Origin of the sequence: Acetobacter cibinongensis, assembly GCF_000963925.1 — a bacterium.
GTDB lineage: Bacteria > Pseudomonadota > Alphaproteobacteria > Acetobacterales > Acetobacteraceae > Acetobacter > Acetobacter cibinongensis.
In genome coordinates this window covers 228228-248337 of sequence record NZ_BAMV01000017.1, presented here as the reverse complement: position 1 = coordinate 248337, position 20110 = coordinate 228228, and the positions used below count along the sequence as shown (strand labels likewise).

Genomic DNA, 20110 nt, shown 5'->3' with positions numbered 1-20110 from the left:
TCCTATTCCTTCATATTCATGTCGGACATCGCGGACTGCATCTGGAGCATCTGTCCAGTCTTTTTGTCCATGACCATGCCGTTGTTGTACTTGGCCACAATCGTGTCGAACATGCCGGTCTCTACGTGAGAGAAGTATTCAACAGGATTGGCTTCGCTCGGAGCAGCAAGTTTAGGATACGTCTGGGCATCCAGCTGTTCAGAGGAAGATTTGACTTTTTCAACCCAGGCATTGAATTCGTCACCGCTTACAGCAAGCGTGCGGAATTTCATGTCCGAGAAGCCACGACCGCTATAGTTAGCGGATTCACCCAGATAGTCGCCCGGTTCGCTAGCCAGCAGGTGAAGCTGGGTCTGCATACCGGCCATTGCGTAGATCATGGAACCAAGACGCGGGATGAAGAAAGAGTTCATCACGGAATCGGAAGTGATTACGAAATCAATGGGGGTGTTAACAGGAATAGCCAGCTGGTTAACTGTTGCGATACCCTGTTCCGGGTAGATGAACAGCCATTTCCAGTCCAGCGCTACAACTTCAACATGCAGCGGTTTGGTATTGGCTTCTGCTTCCAGCGGTTTGTACGGGTCAAGAGAATGACACGTCTGGTAGGTGATCACTGCCAGAAAGATAATGATCAGGGTGGGAACGCCCCAGATGATCAGTTCGATCTTGTTGGAGTGGCACCATTTGGGGAGATATTCTGCACTGGTGTTTGACTGGCGGTAATGCCAAGCAAAATAAAGTGACAGAATAATGGTCGGAACGACCACAATCAGCATTGCGATTGTTGAGGTCAGGATGAGCGACTTAACGCCCTCCCCAACCGGTCCTTTCGGGTCCAGAACATCTAATTCACACCCGGCAAGCAGCAACGCTGACGATAGGCCGCCCAATCGCGCCATTCTCGCCAGTAACTTGTTTTTCATCGCACGCCTCTTGGTTCTGACATCAACTTAGCCTCACAAAGACTCTCTTGTTCCTGCTGCCATAGAAGCCGGATAACAGCAAGAAACTACGCTCATCTCCCCATGAGGCTCAAACACCATGAAACCGGCAGGAAATCCGCCACTTCTTTCAGGAAGAGTGACAGGCTTCATGCCGGAACAATGCTTCAGCTCCACGGGCAGTGGAAACGCCTTGGACGCTACTTTATTCCTAAAGGCCAGATTCTCAATGTCAGAAAAGTGACAGCAGCCCTTCACCACACAGAGGTTCCTCCCGTAGGAATGTCCTATCCCGGTGTTATTCCGCTGTTTTTGAAGGCCGACAAGGCTTCACAATTTATTTCAAAATGTTACAAATTTTCGGATATTTCTGAGAAATCTTTTTTAGATCAACCAGTTGAGTGGTGTTTCACAAAATCACAAACCTGTTACTCACCTGTTCGTGCTTAGTATAAGTCTTATTTTTGTCGTATTCCAGACCAAAATAGTCCTTTTCTCTTTATGCATAGCAGCTGTTGCAAAAAAGCCCGACCTTTTGGGGTCGGGCTTTGCATAATGGTGCAGACTCCTACACCGCAGGCTTTATGTTTGGGTTCAGCTCTTAGTCGTTAGAGCTGCGAACACCCATGAACTGTAGCAAAAACTGGAACAGGTTGATGAAGTTGAGATAGAGGCTCAACGCATCGTACACGCTGCGTTTGGCAGCTTCATCCGGCCCTTCATAAGCAGCGTATTGCGGGTAAGTCACACGAATACGCTGAGCATCAAACGCGCTGAATGCCGTGAAAATGAGCACGCCTACAATGCTGTAGACAAAATACACTGCCGGGCTTTTCAGGAAGATGTTCACCAGTCCTGCAATAACCAGACCAAAAAGCCCCATCATCAGGAACGAGCCAAATTTGGCCAGATTAGCCTTGGTTGTGTAGCCCCACAGTGAGGTGGCTGCGAACATGCAGGCAGTTACCAGAAAAACGCGAACGACCGAAACACCCGTGTAAACCAGGAAGATGCTGGAAAGACTGGCCCCCATGGTGGCGCAGAATGCCCAGAACAGGCCTTGCGCGCCCTGCCGGGACAGGCGGTTTACACCAAAGGACATGACCAGCACAAAACCCAGCGGCGCAATCATGGCGGCACCGCCCAGCAACGTGGGGTGCACAGCCAAGCCGCCAGCGGTTGGCACAACCTGGAAAAACAGATTGCGCAGCCCTGTGAAGGCCACAGCATAGGCCACAATGCCTGTCAGCAGCAGGCCAGAAGCCATCCAGTTATAAACACGCAGCATGTAGGCCCGCAGGCCTGCATCCAAAGCTCCTGCCTGAGCATTCCAGCCAGAAGCCGCAGCGGGTGAACGATAGTCGTGACCGAACGACATGCTTTCCTCTCCTTGTCCGGCTCAGCCGGCTTTGCTTTATACTTGTGGCTGCCCTGCCCCTGCGTCAAGGGTTGCGGCCTGATGATTCCGTGATTCAAGGAAGAGGCTCACAGAACATAAGCCTTGGGCCATACATGCTCTTGCAGTACGTCATACGGGCTTAATTTGTCAGAACTCAGGCATTAGGGTTGTTATATGCACCTCATTCTCGGCGTTGCGCCGCCTGATAGCCTCCGCGCCCAGATTGTAGCGCTCCAAAGCCAGTTCTGGAGCGATGCGTGGGAGCCTACCTCATTCCTGATGTTGCCCTTGTGCAAACTTGGTGAGGTGACCTCCCCCCTTATTCTGGAAGAGCTGGACCACGGCCTGCTAGGGCTACGTGGCAAAGGCCCAGCCACGCTGGCGGCTGACGGTTTTGGCGTCTTTACGCGCCGGGACCGAATCACGCTTGAACTGAAAATACGCGCCCCCGTTTTACATCACCTTTCCGTGAAAATTGGAACGCTAGCCAAACGGGCAGGCGTGAAAAATCCTCACGTCATGACCCCTCTCTCCATCCCGCTGGCAACCATTACAGGTGTGGAGGCAGAAGACGTGAGCGCATGGTTACAAGTGCACCACTCCACGCCTTTTGAAGAAGACACGATTTCGGAAATTACCCTTTTCAGCACTTGGAAAAATTCCGAAACAACTTTTTATACGGCGGAAACCGAATACCCTTTCTGAGAGAAATTCAGCCGATTTTGGCAAATGTTATAACAGCTATAACTGTATTTTCAGGCACACGATAAAGCCTGCACACCACCCGTCATGACCGTTCCACCTGTCGCAAATCCGCGACAAGAATGGAGGCAGCCATTCCGTTGGCGTGATTGACAGAAACAGGGTGCATTGGCTGAGTGTCTCCTAAACCGGAATACCGGCTTTTATTGTCTTTTTTCCTCACCTTAATACCAGTCGAGGACACTATCATATGACCCGCCCCGCCTCCGCCAAGAGACGTTCGCTGCTAGGAATTCTCGCGGCTGGAACGATCTGTGCCGCTCCCTTTCTTCCCGCCCATGCTGATGGGTTGGGTGATACGGGACAAGCAATCGTCCATGCTGACGACCATCCTGAAAACTGGTTGAGCTACGGCCGCACCTATACCGAGCAGCGCTACAGCCCGTTGGAAGACATCAACAAATCCAACGTTGGTAACCTCAAGCTGGCTTGGTATTTTGACCTTGATACCAACCGTGGCCAGGAAGGCACTCCGCTGGTTGTTGATGGTGTGATGTATGCCACCACCAACTGGTCCAAAATGAAAGCACTCGACGCAGCAACCGGTAAACTGCTGTGGCAATACGACCCGCGCGTGCCGGGCAACATTGCTGACAAAGGTTGCTGTGACACGGTTAACCGTGGCGCTGGTTACTGGAACGGCAAGGTCTTCTTCGGGACGTTTGATGGCCGACTGGTGGCATTGGACGCCAAAACCGGCAAACGGGTTTGGGAAAAGAACACCATCCCCAAAGAAGCCTCCCTCGGCCAGCAGCGCTCCTACACCGTTGACGGTGCTGTGCGCGTTGTCAAAGGCCTTGTGCTGATCGGCAATGGCGGCTCAGAATTTGGTGCCCGTGGCTTTGTGTCTGCGTTTGATGCAGAAACCGGTGAGCTGAAATGGCGCTTCTACACGGTTCCTAACAACAAGAACCAGGCTGACCATGCCGCTTCTGATGAAGTGCTCATGAAAAAGGCCTACAAGACCTGGAGCCCCACGGGCGCATGGACCCAACAGGGCGGTGGCGGCACCGTTTGGGACTCCATTGCCTATGATCCGGTGGCAGACCTTGTGTATCTGGCTGTTGGGAACGGCTCCCCCTGGAACTACAAATACCGCTCTGACGGGATTGGCGATAACCTCTTCCTTGGCAGCATTGTCGCCGTTAAGCCGGAAACCGGCGAATATGTGTGGCACTTCCAGGAAACGCCGATGGACCAGTGGGATTACACCTCGGTTCAGCAGATCATGACGCTGGATATGCCCATTAACGGTGAAACCCGCCGCGTTATTGTGCATGCTCCTAAAAACGGCTTCTTTTATATTCTGGATGCCAAAACGGGTGAATTCCTGTCCGGCAAAAACTATGTGTACCAGAACTGGGCACAGGGTCTGGACCCCAAAACGGGCCGTCCGATTTATAACCCTGACGCACTTTACACCCTCAACGGTAAAGAATGGTACGGCATTCCGGGTGACCTTGGCGGCCATAACTTTGCGGCCATGGCGTACAGCCCCAAAACCGGTCTGGTGTACATTCCGGCCCAGCAGGTTCCGTTCCTGTATAAAAACCAGGTTGGCGGCTTTAAAGCCCACCCGGATTCCTGGAACCTTGGTCTGGACATGAACAAGGCCGGTCTGCCGGATACCCCAGAAGCCCGCACAGCCTTCATGAAGGACCTGAAAGGGTGGATTATCGCCTGGGATCCCAAAAAGCAGGAAGCTGCTTGGAGTGTTGACCACAAGGGCCCATGGAACGGCGGTATTCTTGCAACCGGTGGTGACCTGCTCTTCCAGGGTCTGGCAAATGGTGAATTCCATGCCTATGACGCAACCAACGGCGCAGATCTGTTCCACTTTGATGCCCAGAGCGGTATTATCGCACCGCCTATTACCTACAAGGCACAAGGCAAGCAGTACGTTGCGGTAGAAGTGGGCTGGGGCGGCATTTATCCGTTCTTCCTTGGTGGTCTGGCCCGTACATCCGGCTGGACAGTCAACCATTCCCGCGTTGTCGCCTTCTCTCTGGATGGCAAGGCTGAACTGCCTCCGCAGAACGACAAGGGCTTCCTGCCGGTCAAACCGCCAGCACAGTACGACACCAAGGTTACCGATAACGGGTACTTCCAGTTCCAGACCTATTGCGCCGCCTGCCATGGTGATAACGCAGAAGGCGCTGGTGTGCTGCCTGACCTGCGGTGGTCCGGCTCCATCCGTCATCAGGACGCCTTCTACAACGTGGTTGGTCGTGGCGCTCTGACGGCTTATGGCATGGATCGTTTTGATACGAGCATGAAGCCTGACGAGATTGAAAACATCCGCCAGTTCATCATCAAGCGTGCCAACGACACCTATCAGCGTGAAGTCGATGCACGAAAGAATGACAAGGGCATTCCTGAAAACGCGACCCTCGGCATCACGCCGTAATGGTCCGGCGAGTCATGACGTCATTCGGCACACAAGCGAGATAGTGGTAAAAAACGATGATTAAAGGACTAAAAACCGCTCTGGGAGCGGTCACCGTCGGGCTTCTGGCTGGTGCTTCACTGGCCCACGCTCAGGGCGCTGACACTGAACTGGTGAAAAAAGGCGAGTATGTTGCTCGCCTTGGGGACTGCGTTGCCTGCCATACAGCACTGCATGGTCAGGTGTATGCAGGTGGCCTGACGATCGAAACACCGGTCGGCACCATCTACTCCACCAACATCACGCCAGACCCCACTTACGGGATTGGCTCTTACACGCTGGAAGACTTTGACAAAGCCATCCGTCATGGCGTGCGCAAAGACGGCAGCAGCCTGTACCCGGCAATGCCTTACCCGTCCTTTGCCCGCATGTCGGACGAAGACATCAAGGCGCTCTATGCCTACTTCATGCATGGCGTAAAGCCGGTTGCCCAGCCCAACAAACCTGTTGGTATCTCCTGGCCGCTGTCCATGCGTTGGCCGCTGTCCATCTGGCGCTCCACCTTTGCCCCCACACCAAAACCCTTCACCCCGGCTCCCGGCACCGATGCTGAGATTGCACGTGGTGAATATCTGGTAACAGGCCCAGGTCATTGCGGTGCGTGCCATACCCCGCGTGGCCTTGGTATGCAGGAAAAAGCGCTTGATGCCTCCGGTGGTGCAGACTTCCTGGCTGGCGGCGCACCAATTGATAACTGGATTGCTCCCAGCCTGCGGAACGACCCGGTTGTTGGTATTGGTCGCTGGTCTGAAGAAGACCTGTACCTGTTCCTGAAGTCTGGCCGTACAGACCACTCCGCCGTATTTGGTGGCATGGCAGACGTTGTTGGCTGGAGCACCCAGTACTTTACGGATGCAGACCTGCACGCCATGGCAAAATACCTGAAGGCTCTGCCGCCGGTCCCACCGTCACGTGGAGACTACACGTATGATGCCTCAACGGCACAGGCGCTGGATTCCGGCAATACCTCTGCTCCGGGTGCCGCCACCTATGTTGAACAATGCGCAATCTGCCATCGTAATGATGGGGGCGGCGTAGGCCGTATGTTCCCACCGCTGGCTGGCAACTCCGTTGTGGTAACGGATAACCCGACATCCGTGGCGCATATCATTGTTGCCGGTGGCGTTCTGCCTCCGACCAACTGGGCACCCTCTGCCGTCGCTATGCCTGGTTACAAAAGCGTTCTGTCTGACCAGCAGATTGCTGATGTAGTCAACTTCATCCGCACATCATGGGGCAATAAAGCACCTGCTAACGTCACAGCTTCTGACATTCAGAAACTGCGCGTGAACCATGCTCCAATTTCCACCACCTCCTGGGGTTTCGGTGGAGATGCAACGGCAACATGGGGTGTGTTCCATCCGCAGCCATACGGCTCTGGCTGGACCTTTGCGCCGCAGACCCACACGGGCGAAGACGCAGCTCAGTAAAATCACGACCTTGCAGGCTCTCTGGCAACAGAGAGCCACAGGGAAAAGCGCCGCCGTGGCAACATGGCGGCGCTTTTTTTATGCCTGCTTCTCTGAAAGGACCATGCCACACATCTTGCAGGCAAGTCCCCAGCACCTCATATGCTGAGCATGATTGGTCACCGCTCCCCCGCACACTTTTCACCTTACGCAGAGAGACGCTGCTGGAAGAGACGTGCGTGATGGATCTTTTTACGCAGGGTCATGCTTTAGCTGAGCTGCCATCACAGGAAGAGGTTTCCTGCTTTTTAAAGGAAGTACGGCACTGCACGGCCTGTGCTGGAAAATTACCCTTTGCACCAAGGCCTGTTCTCGATTTCTCACCGGACGCCCGTATTCTGATAGCCGGACAGGCACCAGGAACCCGCGTGCATGAAACAGGCATTCCTTTTAATGATGCCTCAGGCGAGCGCCTTCGGTCATGGCTGAACATGAGCCGGGATGAATTCTATAATCCCCACAAGATCGCTATTGTTCCCATGGCGTTTTGTTACCCAGGAGTTTTGCCAAAAGGCGGTGACAAACCCCCGCCGCCAGAATGTGCCGCATTATGGCGGCAACGTGTGCTGGCGCTTCTTCCCAATATTCGCCTTACCCTGCTGGTGGGGGCGTATTCCCAAACTTATGCGTTGGGAAAAGGTAAGGTTTATGAAAGAACCCTTGCGTTCCGGGACTATTTACCCCGATATTTTCCGCTGCCGCACCCATCATGGCGTACAGGCGCATGGGAACGACACACACCGGCCTTTCAGGACGATGTTCTTCCTGCACTCAGGCAGGCTGTCACGCAGGCTTTAAGCGCGTAAAGACCCAAAGCCTGCCGCAAGACTTGCCTTATTGTATAAAAATCAGGCGAATATCATTCACGTTGACCAGTGTTGGACCCATGATAATCAGATCCTTCAAAGCCTCAAAATAACTATAGCTATCATGATTTTTTAAGAATTTTTCTGCGTTGAGACCTGACTTTTGTCCACGCTTCAAGGTGGTGGGGGTTACAAGAGCGCCCGCTGCGTCTTCTGTGCCGTCAATGCCATCACTATCCCCCGCCAGAACCCAAATTCCTTCCGCTTCTCGCAAAGCTAACGCACAGGACAGCAAGAATTCGGTATTGCGGCCTCCTTTGCCGGGTTTTTCGCCTTTCTGGATTGTTACTGTGGTTTCCCCCCCACTGAGCAAAACCGCAGGCCCTTTAACAGGCACCTGATGCTGTTTGGCGGACAGGGCAATACCCGACAAAACAGTGCCCGCTACACGGCTTTCGCCTTCCAGCGCATCCCCTAAAACGAGGGTTCTTACCCCAGCTTTTCCGGCAGCACGTGCAGCTGCCTGAAGGGCCAGATAAGGGGTTGCTATCATATGCACACTATTGTCCGGGTGCGTGGCAGCCTGTTTCTCTGATGCTTTTTTCTGCTGCCGCAAATAGTCTTTGGCACTTTCCGGCACAGTGATGTCGTATTTTTCCAGAATAGCCAGTGCATCCTCCGCCGTAGTGGGGGAGGAAACTGTTGGGCCACTGGCAATAACTGCGGGGTCATCACCCGGCACGTCACTCATGACAAACGTGACAACACGCGCAGGGAATGCGGCTTGTGCCAAACGGCCACCCTTAATGGCAGACAAATGCCTGCGTACGGTGTTCATTTCTGAAATTGTTGCGCCAGAACGCAAAAGTTCCTGACCAATGCAAATTTTATCTTCCAGCGTCATGCCTGTCACGGGCAAGGTAAGAAGAGATGACCCGCCCCCAGAAATAAGCGCTATCACCAAATCTTCTTCCCCAAGGCCGCTCACTGCGTTGAGCACGGCCTGACCAGCCTGTGCACTCCGGGCATCTGGCACGGGGTGAGACGCCTCAAGAATGGTAATATGCTGCGTAGGCACTGCGTGCCCATCCCGCGTCACCACAACGCCTTCCAGCGCAACGTCGGGCCATGCCTCTTCCAGTGCTGCGGCCATGGCGGCAGACGCTTTGCCCGCTCCCACCACAATGCAGCGGCCTTTGGGCTTTTCCGGCAGGGCTTTGGCTAAAATGCGGGATGGTTGGGCACTGGCTATAGCGGCATCAAACAGACTGCGTAAAAAAGCCCGAACCTGTTGGTCAGACCACGCCTCCGGTGCCGTATTGGTAAAGTCTGACACTTTATCCTGTTGGGAAACCCGCATGGAAAGCCACTCTTATTGTTGTGTTTTATAGACCCGCCACCCTTGCATAAGAGCTATACAAAAGTCTGTTCAAAGATTGTTGATGGCTCTTTCTTCCACCAAGGAAACCTAAAGCGCCTTTTCAAAATCAAGCCCAAAATCAAGCGCTGTCACAGAGTGCGTCAGCCAGCCGACAGACAGCAGGTCCACCCCTGTTTGAGCAATGGCGGGAGCCGTTTGCGGGGTAATGCCACCGGATGCCTCAACCACCATAGCGCCCTGCACCATGCTGACACAGGTTTTCAGATCCTGCAGGGACATATTGTCCAGCAGAACGGCATCGACCCGATCAGCCTGCAACAGTTCTTGCAGTTGCTCAACGGTATCTACCTCCACTTCTATTTTCACCATATGGCCTGCATAGGCGCGCGCTTTCGCCACGGCACCGGCAACACTACCCGCCAGCGCAATATGGTTGTCCTTGATGAGGATGGCATCATCCAGCCCCATGCGGTGGCTTGCTCCGCCACCAGCTTTGACGGCGTATTTTTGAAGGGCTCTCATACCCGGAAGAGTTTTGCGTGTGCAGCAAATTTGCGCACCACTGCCCTGTACGGAACGCACCATGGCCGCCGTTGCTGACGCAATGCCACTTAGATGAGATAGAAAATTTAGCCCCACTCTCTCGCCCGTCAGGATGGAGCTGGCTGGTCCTTCTGCTATGGCCACAACATCGTGCGGAGCAACGCTTGCCCCTTCCTGCATCAGGCGTTCAAACCGCACCGCAGGGTCAATGAGGTGAAAAGACAAACGCACCAGATCAAGCCCCGCCAGCACCCCGGCCTGCCTGCTGCGTACAGCAACACGAACCCTTTCCTGCGGGCCAATCAACGCATTGGTCGTAAGGTCTCCCCCACGGCCAAGGTCTTCCAGCAAACCGGTTCTTACCAGTGGTTCCAGCATGATATCTGGCAGGGAGGGCACCATGGGAAAGACTCCTGATTTAAACTTTTACAGCCAACATGCGCTCAATAGACTGCCGGGCACGGTCTGCTATGGCTGCATCAACCTCCACCTGCCCGGACATTGCTTCCAGCGTCTGCCGGATAGCCGGAAGGGTAATACGCTTCATATGCGGGCACAGGTTGCAGGGGCGTACAAACTCCACTTCCGGATGCTCAACTGCCAGATTGTCGCTCATGGAGCACTCCGTCACCAGAAGGACGCGTGCCGCTTTGCCGGATGCAACAAAGTCAGACATCCCGGCAGTGGAGCCTGCAAAATCAGCCTCAGCCACGACCTCTGGTGGGCATTCTGGGTGAGCCAGCACCACAATATCCGGAAAAGCCTTACGCCATTCCCTGATTTCTTGAGGTATAAAGCGCTCATGCACTTCACAATGGCCTTTCCAGGTAATGACCTTGACCCCGGTTTCCCTGGCAACATTCTGCGCCAGAAACTCATCCGGAATCATAATCACTTCCTCAACACCCAGACTTTCTATGACCTGACGGGCGTTGCCTGACGTACAGCAAATATCGCTTTCAGCTTTTACCGCAGCCGAGGTGTTGACGTAAGTAACGACAGGCACACCGGGGTATCTCTGCCGCATCAGCCTGACATCATCCGCTGTGATGGACTCGGCCAGAGAACACCCGGCCTCCTGAGACGGGAGCAATACCATTTTGGAAGGGTTAAGCAGTTTGGACGTTTCGGCCATGAACTCAACACCAGCCATCACCATAACATCGGCTTGCACGGTCTGGGCCTTGCGCGCCAGTGCGAGTGAGTCACCAGTAATATCTGCAACGCAGTGGAAAATTTCTGGTGTCTGGTAATTATGCGCCAGAATAACGGCGTTCCGTTTTTCCTTCAGTTCCAGAATAGCTGCAATATCATCCACAAAAGTCGCCCACTCCATAGCGGGCACAACATGCTTCACACGCTCATAAAGCGCGTTTGCCTTGTCATGATACAGGGACGAGTCAGAAACCTGGCGCATCTATTTTTCCAGCCACACGGGTCAAAACCAAGACCTTGATTTTACGGCACCCTTTTCCCGAAAGCCACCATACACCGTGTGGATGAGTTTCTTTTAACCAGACGCATCACTCAACAGTCTTGAAAAACACTCTATAAAATAATGAGAAAAATGATTTTTCAGTGTTTCTCTGTCAGGTCCGGCTTGGGAAAAGCCTTATCAAGATATGGTGTCGAGGCATCAAAAAAGGCCTGATTCTGCGCAAGCTCTGTCTCAATAACCCGCAGGCAGGCCAGAGCACGCAGCATTTCCAGCCGGACAGACAGGTTTGTTTCCGTCTGCTCACAGTCCACAAGATAGCTGACAGCCAGATGCGTTGCTCGTGCCGTGCGCCCATATTGGCCACCATATCGGCCAGAAAAACGCTGCATACGGTTCATCATGTCCTGTGTGGCTCTGTGCGCCCCCGCAGGCAGGACACCCCGTGCCAGAATATCGCGCAGGCGCAGGACATTCAGCCCGATGGTCATGCTAGCCAGCACGCCGCTTAAATAGCGTTCCAGAACAAAAGATCCCTTGTTGCTGGACATGGAAGACAGGCGCACAAAATTATCAACGCCGCGTCCCACAACCTCGGATGGCAATGGTGGTGTGCGCCATGTGGCCAGCCTGCGCAGCCAGTGGAGAATGTCCATCCGCATGTCCCACCGCAAACCATCCGGGTCAAACGGTAGAAAAACACGGTACATCCACATGGCAAAAACCATGGCCAGCAGGAGCGGCAAGGCTGTGTTGAAATACATGATCTCATCCATCCGCCCCTGATTAATAGGGCCTATCAGGATGGGCAGGAAAAGATTATAGGCCACAGCCCCCAGAATAAGGGGCAGGTACGCAAAAGCCAGCCCCCCTATCAACATGGGAACAGCCAGACAGAGTGCCAGCATTTCGTAAGTTGTGGGCTGGGCAATCACCCATAGGTCCAGCAGCGCGCCCATGCCTATGGCGCATATGGTGCCGTGCAAAAAGGCCTGCGTTGCCAGTGCCGGTTGTTCAAGCGTTGAGAACAGGGCGCACACGATGGACACAAACATCATGAAGGTCAGCCCGTCCGGCCACGCGGTGACAACCCAGATCAGCCCGGCACAGAAAATAGTGACCGAAGCACGCAGGCTGTTGGTAAAGGCCATGCGCCAGTCACGATATGTCTGCATGCCGTAATGGAAATGGTCATGCGGCTGAGGGTTGCGGCTCATTTCAAACTGTTGCAGTGCCAGAGAAAGTTCATCCAGCATTTCACTCAGTTTGTGTAGAATCTGCCCCTCGCGCGACAACTGGCGCTCAAGCGGCAGATCAACTGGGGGGTGCGTGGCCGCGACCATTTCTTCCTGCAAGCAGGTTGCTGCTAGTTCGCGGCAGGTTGCCCGTTGCAGGGACAGTTCTGCCAACACTGGCTGAATAGGCAACTGCCCCTTTAGGCGCTGGGGCAGTGTTTGTAAAAAGTTGCTCACCTGTTCAGCCGTTTGGCGGTAATGACCGCCCTGACTGTTGGGCACAGCCAATAAGGCCGCCAACTCCAACCCGCGAGACATCAGGACCGTCATGGCCGCCAGAGCTGCGCGGGCATGGTGGCCTTCATGCTGATGGCGGCCCATTTCAATTTCTGCAAACTCGACCTGATCGCTCAGTGTCAGGATCGTGCCAAAAATATCTGTGGAATGTGCAACAGCCTGCCGCTCACCCCGGAGCAGTTTGCTCAGGGCGCGTGTCGCCCCTCCAAGAGCCTGTACAAAATTGGTAGCAAGGCGGTCCCTTGCCCGGTTTTCCAACCGATACTGAAAAAGAGAGGAAATGGTCGTTTCAACAACAATACCCAGCGTAATATAGGTGGCGCGCGCCATGGCAATTTCGAAAATATGGTCGGGCGCTAGCACGCCATCCAACGCAATAATGGCATAAGTAAAACCTGAGGCCCGCATCCCGTGAATACGGTAATTGGTCATGGCGGCAGGGCCGGGCAGAAGCGTGCCTATGAAACAAAAGGCCCCTATGCCCACAGCAAGGCTGAAGACATACAGCAGCGGCGCTTGCGGCATACATGCGACCAGCATAATGGCGCATACAGTGCCCACCACCATGCCGAACATATGCCAACGCGCCTTGGCAATGGACTTCCCGCGCGTGCCCTGCGCAACCATCCAGACTGTCAGCGCCGCCCATTGCGGGCTGCCAAGCTCCCACCATAACGCAATACCAAGCGCTATGAGGGACGAAATAGTTGTACGGAGCGCATACCCAAAGGACAATAAGTCTGGCGCAAATAACCAGCGTAAATGGTCAAGTTTGCGTGGCGGCCCTTCTCCCAGCAGCGTTTGCCGGACCATCTCCGCCAAAGCCAGATAAAACTGGTGTGCAGAGAGCACCGCGCGCCTCATGCAACCTGTCTTGATAAAAGGGGAGTCTGTGCCTGTCGCATGGGGTTTTACATACCCCATGCCAGCGTAAAACTGTACTCACACCTCGTATGTGCTTTCTGCCTAGATCAGACTTTCACAGCACAATACGAAGCAGAACAGACGATTAGTCTTCGTAAGAGAGCAGGCTTTTTACGGGCACGTCCAGTTTGTTGCGCCCACCAAGACCTGTCAGTTCAACAAGCAGAGAGGCCCCAACAACGTTGGCCCCCGCTTTGCGCAGAAGTGCAACAGATGCCGCCAGAGTGCCGCCTGTTGCCAGCAGATCATCCATGACCACAACGCGCTGGCCGGGCTTAACCGCATCAGCCTGAATCTGGAGGGTATCGCTACCATATTCCAGGTCATAGGTATGGGAGATTGTCTCACCCGGCAGTTTGCCCGGTTTACGCATCATCAGCAGGCCACAGCCCAGACGGTCTGCAAGGGGTGCTGCCGTCAGAAAACCGCGGGATTCCACTGCCGCCAGAATATCCGGCTGCCAAGGCGCAACCTGCCGGGCCACACGCCCCATAGCAAGCTGCCAGGCATCAGCATCACGCAGAAGGGTGGAGATATCGTAAAACAGGATACCGGGTTTGGGAAAATCCGGAATATTCCGAATATAACGCTTCAGATCAATCTCTTCGTGCGTCGTCATGTTCGGTCTTTTCCTTCCTGTCTGAAAGCTGCGGAAAGAGCCTGATAGTCCCGCAGTTTTCCTTAAAATAATATTGCGTACAGCCCACAGCCATAACCGGCTGCTGCAAGGTCGGCACACGCTCTAGCCCGTGCAACACCCTTTAAGCAAGAGAAACCCACCCTGACGCTACACGCGGGCCCGTGCGCCAAGGGCGGTTGTGACCGCCTGCATCAACCCGTCCCGCCGGAAAGGTTTGGCCAGCAGGCGTGCGCCTTCTACCGCACCGGGCAGTGACACGGTTTCAGGCGTCAGGTCACCGGACATATACACAATGGCCATGGACCGATAACGGTCTGACAGAACACGGGATAAGGTCAGGCCATCCAGTGGGCCGGGCAGGTTTACATCTGTTACCAGAAGGTCAATCTGCCCTCCGGCAGCGGCGGCCACATCAAAAGCCTGCTCACCATCTGCCGCATCCAGCACACGATGGCCCGCCATGCCCAGAATGGTCACGACAATATCTCGAATAGCGGCATCATCTTCCACCACCAACACCTGAAGCTGCCGGGGTTCTGTGCTGGCGGCGGGAAGTTTTGGCAATGTCAGCGCAGCATCCTGCACCTCTGCCGTGGCACGCGGTAACCAGAGAGATACGGATGTGCCCTGCCCCATACCCGTTGCCACCATCACACGCCCGCGCATCTGTTGTGCAAACGCCATGACCATGGCCATACCCAGCCCGGTGCCTGCCCCTTCTGCCTTGGTGGTGAAGAAAGGTTCAAACAGATGATTCAACACATCCTCTGTCATGCCACTGCCGCTATCAATCACATCCAGCCGCACCCAGTCCCCGGCAGGCAAGGGCATGATGTCTGACACGACACGACGGTTCCGCCCACCCTCAACCGGCAGGCTCATAAGGTCTGCGTTAACGGGGAAGGTTATGTTATGGGCCTCAATACGCAGCCTGCCGCCCTTTGGCATGGCATCCCGCGCATTAATGGCCAGATTAAGCACCGCACTTTCAAGCTGGGCGGCATCCGCCCGCACAGTCCATACCCCTGTTGCATCAAGGCACGTGACCTCAATACGCGACCCGATAATACGCCCCAGCAACCCGTTCAAGAACGAAAAGAGGTCCGAAAGGGACAGCGAATCCGGGGTACTTCTTTCACGCCGCATGAAGGAAAGAAGCTGGCCCGTCAGGGCTTCCGACCGTCTGCCTGCATGTGTTGCCGCAGACAGATATTCCTGACGCTGCTCTACATGTTCAGGTTGATCGTAATCCGCTGCCAGTTCCAGATTACCCAGAATAACGGTCAGCAGGTTTTTGAAGTCGTGCGCAATGCCGGCGGTCAACTGACCGAGGGCACGCAGCTTCTGGGCTTCACCCAACGCACGTTCGCTCCGCAACCGCATGCTAATATCCGCTGCGGTCAACACAAAGCCTCTCTGGCCTGCGGCACCATCCGGCGCAAAAAACAGGGTTCGGCAGAGTTCGAGGTCCGCCCCATTGGGGCCTTTACACTCAGCCACAACCGGCGGCACAGCTTTGCCGAGCGCAAGGCTTTCCTCAATATGTTCAAACGGCTCAAGAAGGGGAACGCCCCCCACGACCAACACGCCACTCAGTTCATCGTAAGGCAGGCCGAATTTGAGAAAATCTTTCTCCAAACCCAGCACTGTGCCCAGTTTTTCGTTCCAGTGCCACAGGCGGCCATCTGCCCCAAAAACCGCCACACCAAGGCTGAGGCTGTCCAACGTGGCACGCAAACGCAGCGCCAGATCACGGGACGATGTTTCAGCACGTACTGCGGCGAGGGAGGACCGGTCCAACACCCAGCCGGAAGCGATAAGACTGAGCACACCCGTCAAAATACCCAGGAGCGCCAACCTGCGCTGCCAGCCGGTATTACGCAGCATGTTGGCCACACGGTCTGCCTGATCAAGCGTACTGACACGGCTGAGAACGGACAGGTTTTCATCCAGCGTGGCCAGTACCGCCTCCCCATTGGCGGGGATGGCCGCGGCCTCCTTTTTCCAGGATGCGATGCGGGCCAGTTCCTGCTCAATGGCCTTCAGGGGCTCTGCACGGTTGGAGCCTTCCCGCTGGTGCACTGCCTTAAAGGCATCAAAGCCGGATTGTGCATCCCCAATCTGGGTAACGGCATGGCTATAACAGGCAGCATCGCTAGGCTGTTTTTTGGCTTCCCACGCATAATGGCAAATACGCGCCTGACTGGTGGCATGATGCAGGGCTCGCAGGTAACTGCCTGCGGCGGTGCTTTGCCTGTCCATGTCACCATGGCGGGCCATTTCATTGCCAAGCTCTATGCCCATTGTGCCAAACGTCACAATAAGCAGGCCTGCGCCAATCAAGGCGAGTATATGGGCTCTTCTTGCCGGGTGCCGTGCCATGCGGTGTACAAGCTCCCTTAACCGCCACGCGAAAAGTCAGGACTGTGCAGTCCTGACCGTATCCGTCAAGCCTTCGTGACGCATAATGCTTTTTCTGATCGGCTATTTGAAGAGCGCGGAATTATGCGGTTGCAGCACTTTTGGGCCTGAACTGGCACATAACGAACATCATTATGGTCCCGAACAACATGCACCCCGCCATGGGCAATGCAGACGTTGTTGCAAATTGCCCCAACGTAAACCCTGCCAGCGCACCCAGAACATATTGCATGGTGCCTGCCAGTGCTGCGGCAGCCCCTGCAAGGCTTGGGTGATCTGCTAACGCTCCCATCATGGCATTAGGGAAAATAATGCCGGTAGGGGCCAGCGTTAACAGCATGGCGGCGATAATGAACCAGACCTGATGCTGCTGCCATGCGGGGCCAGCATACCATTTGCCCCAGACAACCAGAGCCACAAGCAAAATCCCACCCAGCATGGACACGAGCACGGCACCTGTAAGCAGGCGGGTGGAATCAATACGCCCCACCAGCAAACCGTTAATCTGCGATGCCCCGATCATGAACACCGAGAACACCCCGAACAGCATGGAAAAATGCAGAGGGGAGAAGTGGAACATCTTGATGAACACAAAGGCAGCAGCCGTCAGGTAACTGAACTGCATGAAAGTGGAAAAGCCGGTCACCAGCGCATGAGATGAAAATGCCCGGTCTTTCAGAAGTGTTGTATAACGGGCAATCAGCGTGAAGGGGGACAGGCTCACACGCTTCTGAAGCGGGAGCGTTTCCGGCAACAGGAACCACACCAGACCAACACACAACGCGCCATACACAGCCGATGCCCAGAAAATAACCCGCCATGACACAACTGCGACAACCATCCCCCCCAACATGGGGGCCAGAATAGGCACAACACCCATCACCATCACCAGCCGTGAGAGCATTTTGGCCCCGGCATTGCGGTCTGGCACCATGTCCCGCACGCAGGCGGTTGGCACAACCAGACTGGCAGATGCCCCAATGGACGCTACAAAGCGGGCGATGGAAAATGTCAGAATATCGGGTGCAAAGGCACAGACCGCTGACGCCACCGCATAAATGAAATTGCCCGCCAGCATGGGCCCACGCCGCCCAAAACGGTCAGACAGGGGGCCAACCGTTAATTGCCCCAACGCAAGCCCTATAAACCAGATGGACAATGTCATCTGCACATTGCCTGCATCCGTCTGGAAACTCTGCTCCATGGCGGGAAAGGCCGGGAGGTAGATGTCTGTTGAAATTGGGCCAACAGCTGTCAGAAAACCAAGCAGCAGGGGCACCCAACCGGGGATTGCACGCTCAGAAGGGATTGCTTGTGCAGCAGAGTCTCGAGAGACAGAGGCAGAAGCCATAAGGCGCTCCAAAACAGGTCAATGTCAGAAAAAAGCAGGGATGCTGTAGTAATACGCAGAGATAATCAGAACATGCCTTCATTCAAGGCGTATTCTGACAGTATTAAGTGGCGACAGTGAGACGTTTATTTTTTGCTTTCTTCCGTCTGCGGCAACAAACTGACCATAGTGGAACGCCGCCATAACCACATACCAAACAAAGCTGAGACAAGGAACAGCCCTCCGCCCAGCACGGTTTGCCACACAGCATTCAGGCGCACACCCGACCCCAGCAGAACGGCCACCAGATTCTGCGGCAACCCGCCCAGAACGGTTCCTCCCACAAAAGGAAGCAACCGCATACCCGATACACCGCCCAGAATATTGAGCAGCAAAGCAGACCCAACAGGGAGCAAGCGTAAGGTAAGAATGCTCAGGAAGGGCTGTTTTGTCAGCATGGCATCCATACGGGCAAAACGAGTCCCCAGCTTGGTTCTGGCCCAGTCTCGGCCGCCCCATCTGGCCCAGTAGAACCCGGCAACACATCCGGCAGTAGAGGCTAGGGTAATCAGTGCCGTCCCCTCCCACAAACCGTAAGCCAACCCGGCGGCAAAACCAGCAACCTGACGCGGCAGCCCGAAGGCACACCATACAGCCGCCCCCGCCACAAACAGCGCCCGGCCCTTTAGCCCTGCACGCAACAGGTCCGTACTGTCCAGCACATGCCTAAGGCCTGGAATATGCCGCAGCAGGAGCGCTCCCCCCACCAGAAAACCTAGCATGAGCACAGGCCGCAGAAAGCGCGTTACAGGCCGTGGCGGCGCAACAGGTGAAGAAGGCGGGGCAGGTTCCATACTGGCGGCGCTAGCATCTTCTTGCCGCAGGCCGCAAGCAGGGTTTAAAGCCTTCAGCACACGATGTCTCACCTTGCAAAGGCTGCCATGTCCTCCTCTCCTGCACGCCATGCTGACATGGCGCCCCACCATCGCCGTCTGATTTCAAACTGGCTCTTCGTTCTATGCTTCATGCTGCTGGGCATGATTGCCATTGGGGGCATTACGCGCCTGACAGGCTCCGGGCTGTCCATTATGGACTGGCAGCCGGTCAGCGGGTTTATCCCCCCCTTGTCCCACGCTGAGTGGGAGCGCCTGTTTGCCCTGTACCAGACTATTCCGCAGTATCATTTGCAGCATGAAGGCTTTGGGCTGGAAGGATTCCAGAAAATTTTCTGGGCTGAATGGATTCACCGCTTCTGGGGGCGTCTGATGGGCCTTGTGCTCATTGTGCCGCTTATCTGGTTTACCATTCGCGGCATGATTACGCGTGGCCTCGCCCTCCGGCTGTTCCTGTTCTTTATTCTGGGTGGGCTTCAGGGCGCCATCGGCTGGTTCATGGTGGCATCCGGCTTTCGGCCGGACAGCACGGCAGTAGAACCTGTGCGGTTGGTCCTACACCTAAGTGCCGCGCTCATTCTCTACAGCGCCGTGTTGTGGACCGCTTTTTCCATCCGTTGGCCAGAACCACAGCCCAGCGTTGCCTCGGCTGGCGCACGTCTGACCAAAAAGCTGGTGTGGCTTGGCACAGCTCTTATCTGCCTGACCATCATAGCGGGCGGCTTTACCGCAGGCACGCACGCCGGTTTTGTTTACAATACCTTCCCGCTTATGGACGGGCATCTGGTCCCGACAGACTATGCCAACCTGACTCCACTCTGGCTGAACTGGGTTGCAAACAAGGCGGCTGTTCAGTTTGACCACCGCCTTCTGGCCACCCTGACGGCTCTGACCATCGGCGGCATTCTGCTGGTGGGCCTGAAAAACTTTGCACCGGGTAGCCGTGCCCATAGTGCCCTGATGGCGCTGGGGTGGGCTGTTGCCATTCAGTACGCACTGGGTGTCACCACTCTCTTGCTGGTCGTTCCCGTCTGGGCGGGTACGGTGCACCAGACCTTTGCTGCGGTCCTGCTGGGTGTCATGTTGTATGTGCTGCATGGCCTGCGGGGTGCTTCCGCCCGCTAAAAGCAGAACAACCGCGCAAGGATTGAGCCGTTTTTTGCAGGCGGCTCTGCTTTTTCTGCG

Annotated in this window: 16 protein-coding genes; 6 read left to right on the top strand and 10 right to left on the bottom strand. The window is 55.2% G+C overall.

All coding sequences use genetic code 11. The features are described from left to right. Positions 1–2: 2 nt before the first annotated feature. Positions 3–926, bottom strand: coding sequence for a ubiquinol oxidase subunit II (gene cyoA, locus Abci_RS10335; protein WP_048839047.1), 924 nt, complete (start codon positions 924–926; stop codon positions 3–5). Between the two features lie 102 nt (positions 927–1028). On the opposite strand from cyoA, the gene Abci_RS10330 reads away from it, so the two are divergent. After that, positions 1029–1394, top strand: a complete 366-nt coding sequence (locus tag Abci_RS10330; protein WP_158319791.1) for a hypothetical protein — start codon at positions 1029–1031, stop codon at positions 1392–1394. 151 nt (positions 1395–1545) lie between these two features. Here Abci_RS10330 and Abci_RS10325 read toward each other — a convergent pair whose 3' ends face one another. Further along, entirely contained in the window at positions 1546–2322 is a 777-nt protein-coding gene (locus Abci_RS10325; RefSeq protein ID WP_048839045.1) for a Bax inhibitor-1/YccA family protein, read from the bottom strand. Between the two features lie 195 nt (positions 2323–2517). Between Abci_RS10325 and Abci_RS10320 the strand changes: the two genes are divergently transcribed. The 4 genes from Abci_RS10320 (at position 2518) to Abci_RS10305 (ending at position 7826) form a co-directional block, all read left to right on the top strand. Further along, positions 2518–3048, top strand: a complete 531-nt coding sequence (locus tag Abci_RS10320) for a 2'-5' RNA ligase family protein (RefSeq protein ID WP_048839044.1) — start codon at positions 2518–2520, stop codon at positions 3046–3048. A gap of 247 nt (positions 3049–3295) precedes the next feature. Further along, positions 3296–5512: a PQQ-dependent dehydrogenase, methanol/ethanol family gene (locus Abci_RS10315; protein ID WP_048839043.1), complete on the top strand. Its 2217-nt coding sequence runs from the start codon at positions 3296–3298 to the stop codon at positions 5510–5512. Positions 5513–5568: 56 nt separating this feature from the next. Next, positions 5569–6981: a c-type cytochrome gene (locus tag Abci_RS10310; protein WP_048839042.1), complete on the top strand. Its 1413-nt coding sequence runs from the start codon at positions 5569–5571 to the stop codon at positions 6979–6981. Between the two features lie 221 nt (positions 6982–7202). Continuing rightward, positions 7203–7826: a uracil-DNA glycosylase family protein gene (locus Abci_RS10305; protein ID WP_048839041.1), complete on the top strand. Its 624-nt coding sequence runs from the start codon at positions 7203–7205 to the stop codon at positions 7824–7826. A gap of 28 nt (positions 7827–7854) precedes the next feature. On the opposite strand, the gene Abci_RS10300 is transcribed toward Abci_RS10305, so the two are convergent. The 8 genes from Abci_RS10300 to Abci_RS10265 all read right to left on the bottom strand — a co-directional run bounded on the left by Abci_RS10300 (position 7855) and on the right by Abci_RS10265 (position 18946). Next, the gene (locus tag Abci_RS10300; protein WP_048839040.1) at positions 7855–9186 is read right to left on the bottom strand and encodes a glycerate kinase type-2 family protein; all 1332 of its coding nucleotides are present in this window, start codon (positions 9184–9186) and stop codon (positions 7855–7857) included. 108 nt (positions 9187–9294) lie between these two features. Continuing rightward, positions 9295–10152 (bottom strand): carboxylating nicotinate-nucleotide diphosphorylase, encoded by an 858-nt coding sequence (gene nadC / locus Abci_RS10295; protein ID WP_048839039.1) that lies wholly within the window; start codon positions 10150–10152, stop codon positions 9295–9297. Between the two features lie 16 nt (positions 10153–10168). After that, the gene (gene nadA / locus Abci_RS10290) at positions 10169–11167 is read right to left on the bottom strand and encodes a quinolinate synthase NadA (protein ID WP_048839038.1); all 999 of its coding nucleotides are present in this window, start codon (positions 11165–11167) and stop codon (positions 10169–10171) included. Positions 11168–11325: 158 nt separating this feature from the next. Further along, positions 11326–13581, bottom strand: a complete 2256-nt coding sequence (locus Abci_RS10285; protein ID WP_048839037.1) for an FUSC family protein — start codon at positions 13579–13581, stop codon at positions 11326–11328. 145 nt (positions 13582–13726) lie between these two features. Continuing rightward, positions 13727–14260 carry an adenine phosphoribosyltransferase gene (locus Abci_RS10280; RefSeq protein ID WP_048839036.1) on the bottom strand — a complete coding sequence of 178 codons (534 nt, stop codon included), beginning with the start codon at positions 14258–14260 and terminating at the stop codon, positions 13727–13729. A 168-nt stretch (positions 14261–14428) separates the two neighbouring features. Then, a complete protein-coding gene (locus Abci_RS10275) occupies positions 14429–16663 on the bottom strand; it encodes an ATP-binding protein (protein ID WP_048839035.1) in 2235 nt (744 codons plus the stop codon). A 121-nt stretch (positions 16664–16784) separates the two neighbouring features. Further along, positions 16785–18053: a multidrug effflux MFS transporter gene (locus Abci_RS10270; RefSeq protein ID WP_048839172.1), complete on the bottom strand. Its 1269-nt coding sequence runs from the start codon at positions 18051–18053 to the stop codon at positions 16785–16787. Between the two features lie 125 nt (positions 18054–18178). Then, positions 18179–18946: a TVP38/TMEM64 family protein gene (locus Abci_RS10265; RefSeq protein WP_244877645.1), complete on the bottom strand. Its 768-nt coding sequence runs from the start codon at positions 18944–18946 to the stop codon at positions 18179–18181. 57 nt (positions 18947–19003) lie between these two features. On the opposite strand from Abci_RS10265, the gene Abci_RS10260 reads away from it, so the two are divergent. Beyond that, a complete protein-coding gene (locus Abci_RS10260) occupies positions 19004–20050 on the top strand; it encodes a COX15/CtaA family protein (RefSeq protein WP_146806824.1) in 1047 nt (348 codons plus the stop codon). The last annotated feature ends 60 nt before the right edge of the window (positions 20051–20110 follow it).

Bases quoted from the DNA above. Each gene is read 5' to 3' on its own strand.
- cyoA (WP_048839047.1), bottom strand. From the start codon at position 926: ATGAAAAACAAGTTACTGGCGAGAATGGCGCGATTGGGCGGCCTATCG.
- Abci_RS10330 (WP_158319791.1), top strand. From the start codon at position 1,029: ATGAGGCTCAAACACCATGAAACCGGCAGGAAATCCGCCACTTCTTTC.
- Abci_RS10325 (WP_048839045.1), bottom strand. From the start codon at position 2,322: ATGTCGTTCGGTCACGACTATCGTTCACCCGCTGCGGCTTCTGGCTGG.
- Abci_RS10320 (WP_048839044.1), top strand. From the start codon at position 2,518: ATGCACCTCATTCTCGGCGTTGCGCCGCCTGATAGCCTCCGCGCCCAG.
- Abci_RS10315 (WP_048839043.1), top strand. From the start codon at position 3,296: ATGACCCGCCCCGCCTCCGCCAAGAGACGTTCGCTGCTAGGAATTCTC.
- Abci_RS10310 (WP_048839042.1), top strand. From the start codon at position 5,569: ATGATTAAAGGACTAAAAACCGCTCTGGGAGCGGTCACCGTCGGGCTT.
- Abci_RS10305 (WP_048839041.1), top strand. From the start codon at position 7,203: ATGGATCTTTTTACGCAGGGTCATGCTTTAGCTGAGCTGCCATCACAG.
- Abci_RS10300 (WP_048839040.1), bottom strand. From the start codon at position 9,186: ATGCGGGTTTCCCAACAGGATAAAGTGTCAGACTTTACCAATACGGCA.
- nadC (WP_048839039.1), bottom strand. From the start codon at position 10,152: ATGGTGCCCTCCCTGCCAGATATCATGCTGGAACCACTGGTAAGAACC.
- nadA (WP_048839038.1), bottom strand. From the start codon at position 11,167: ATGCGCCAGGTTTCTGACTCGTCCCTGTATCATGACAAGGCAAACGCG.
- Abci_RS10285 (WP_048839037.1), bottom strand. From the start codon at position 13,581: ATGAGGCGCGCGGTGCTCTCTGCACACCAGTTTTATCTGGCTTTGGCG.
- Abci_RS10280 (WP_048839036.1), bottom strand. From the start codon at position 14,260: ATGACGACGCACGAAGAGATTGATCTGAAGCGTTATATTCGGAATATT.
- Abci_RS10275 (WP_048839035.1), bottom strand. From the start codon at position 16,663: ATGGCACGGCACCCGGCAAGAAGAGCCCATATACTCGCCTTGATTGGC.
- Abci_RS10270 (WP_048839172.1), bottom strand. From the start codon at position 18,053: ATGGCTTCTGCCTCTGTCTCTCGAGACTCTGCTGCACAAGCAATCCCT.
- Abci_RS10260 (WP_146806824.1), top strand. From the start codon at position 19,004: ATGGCGCCCCACCATCGCCGTCTGATTTCAAACTGGCTCTTCGTTCTA.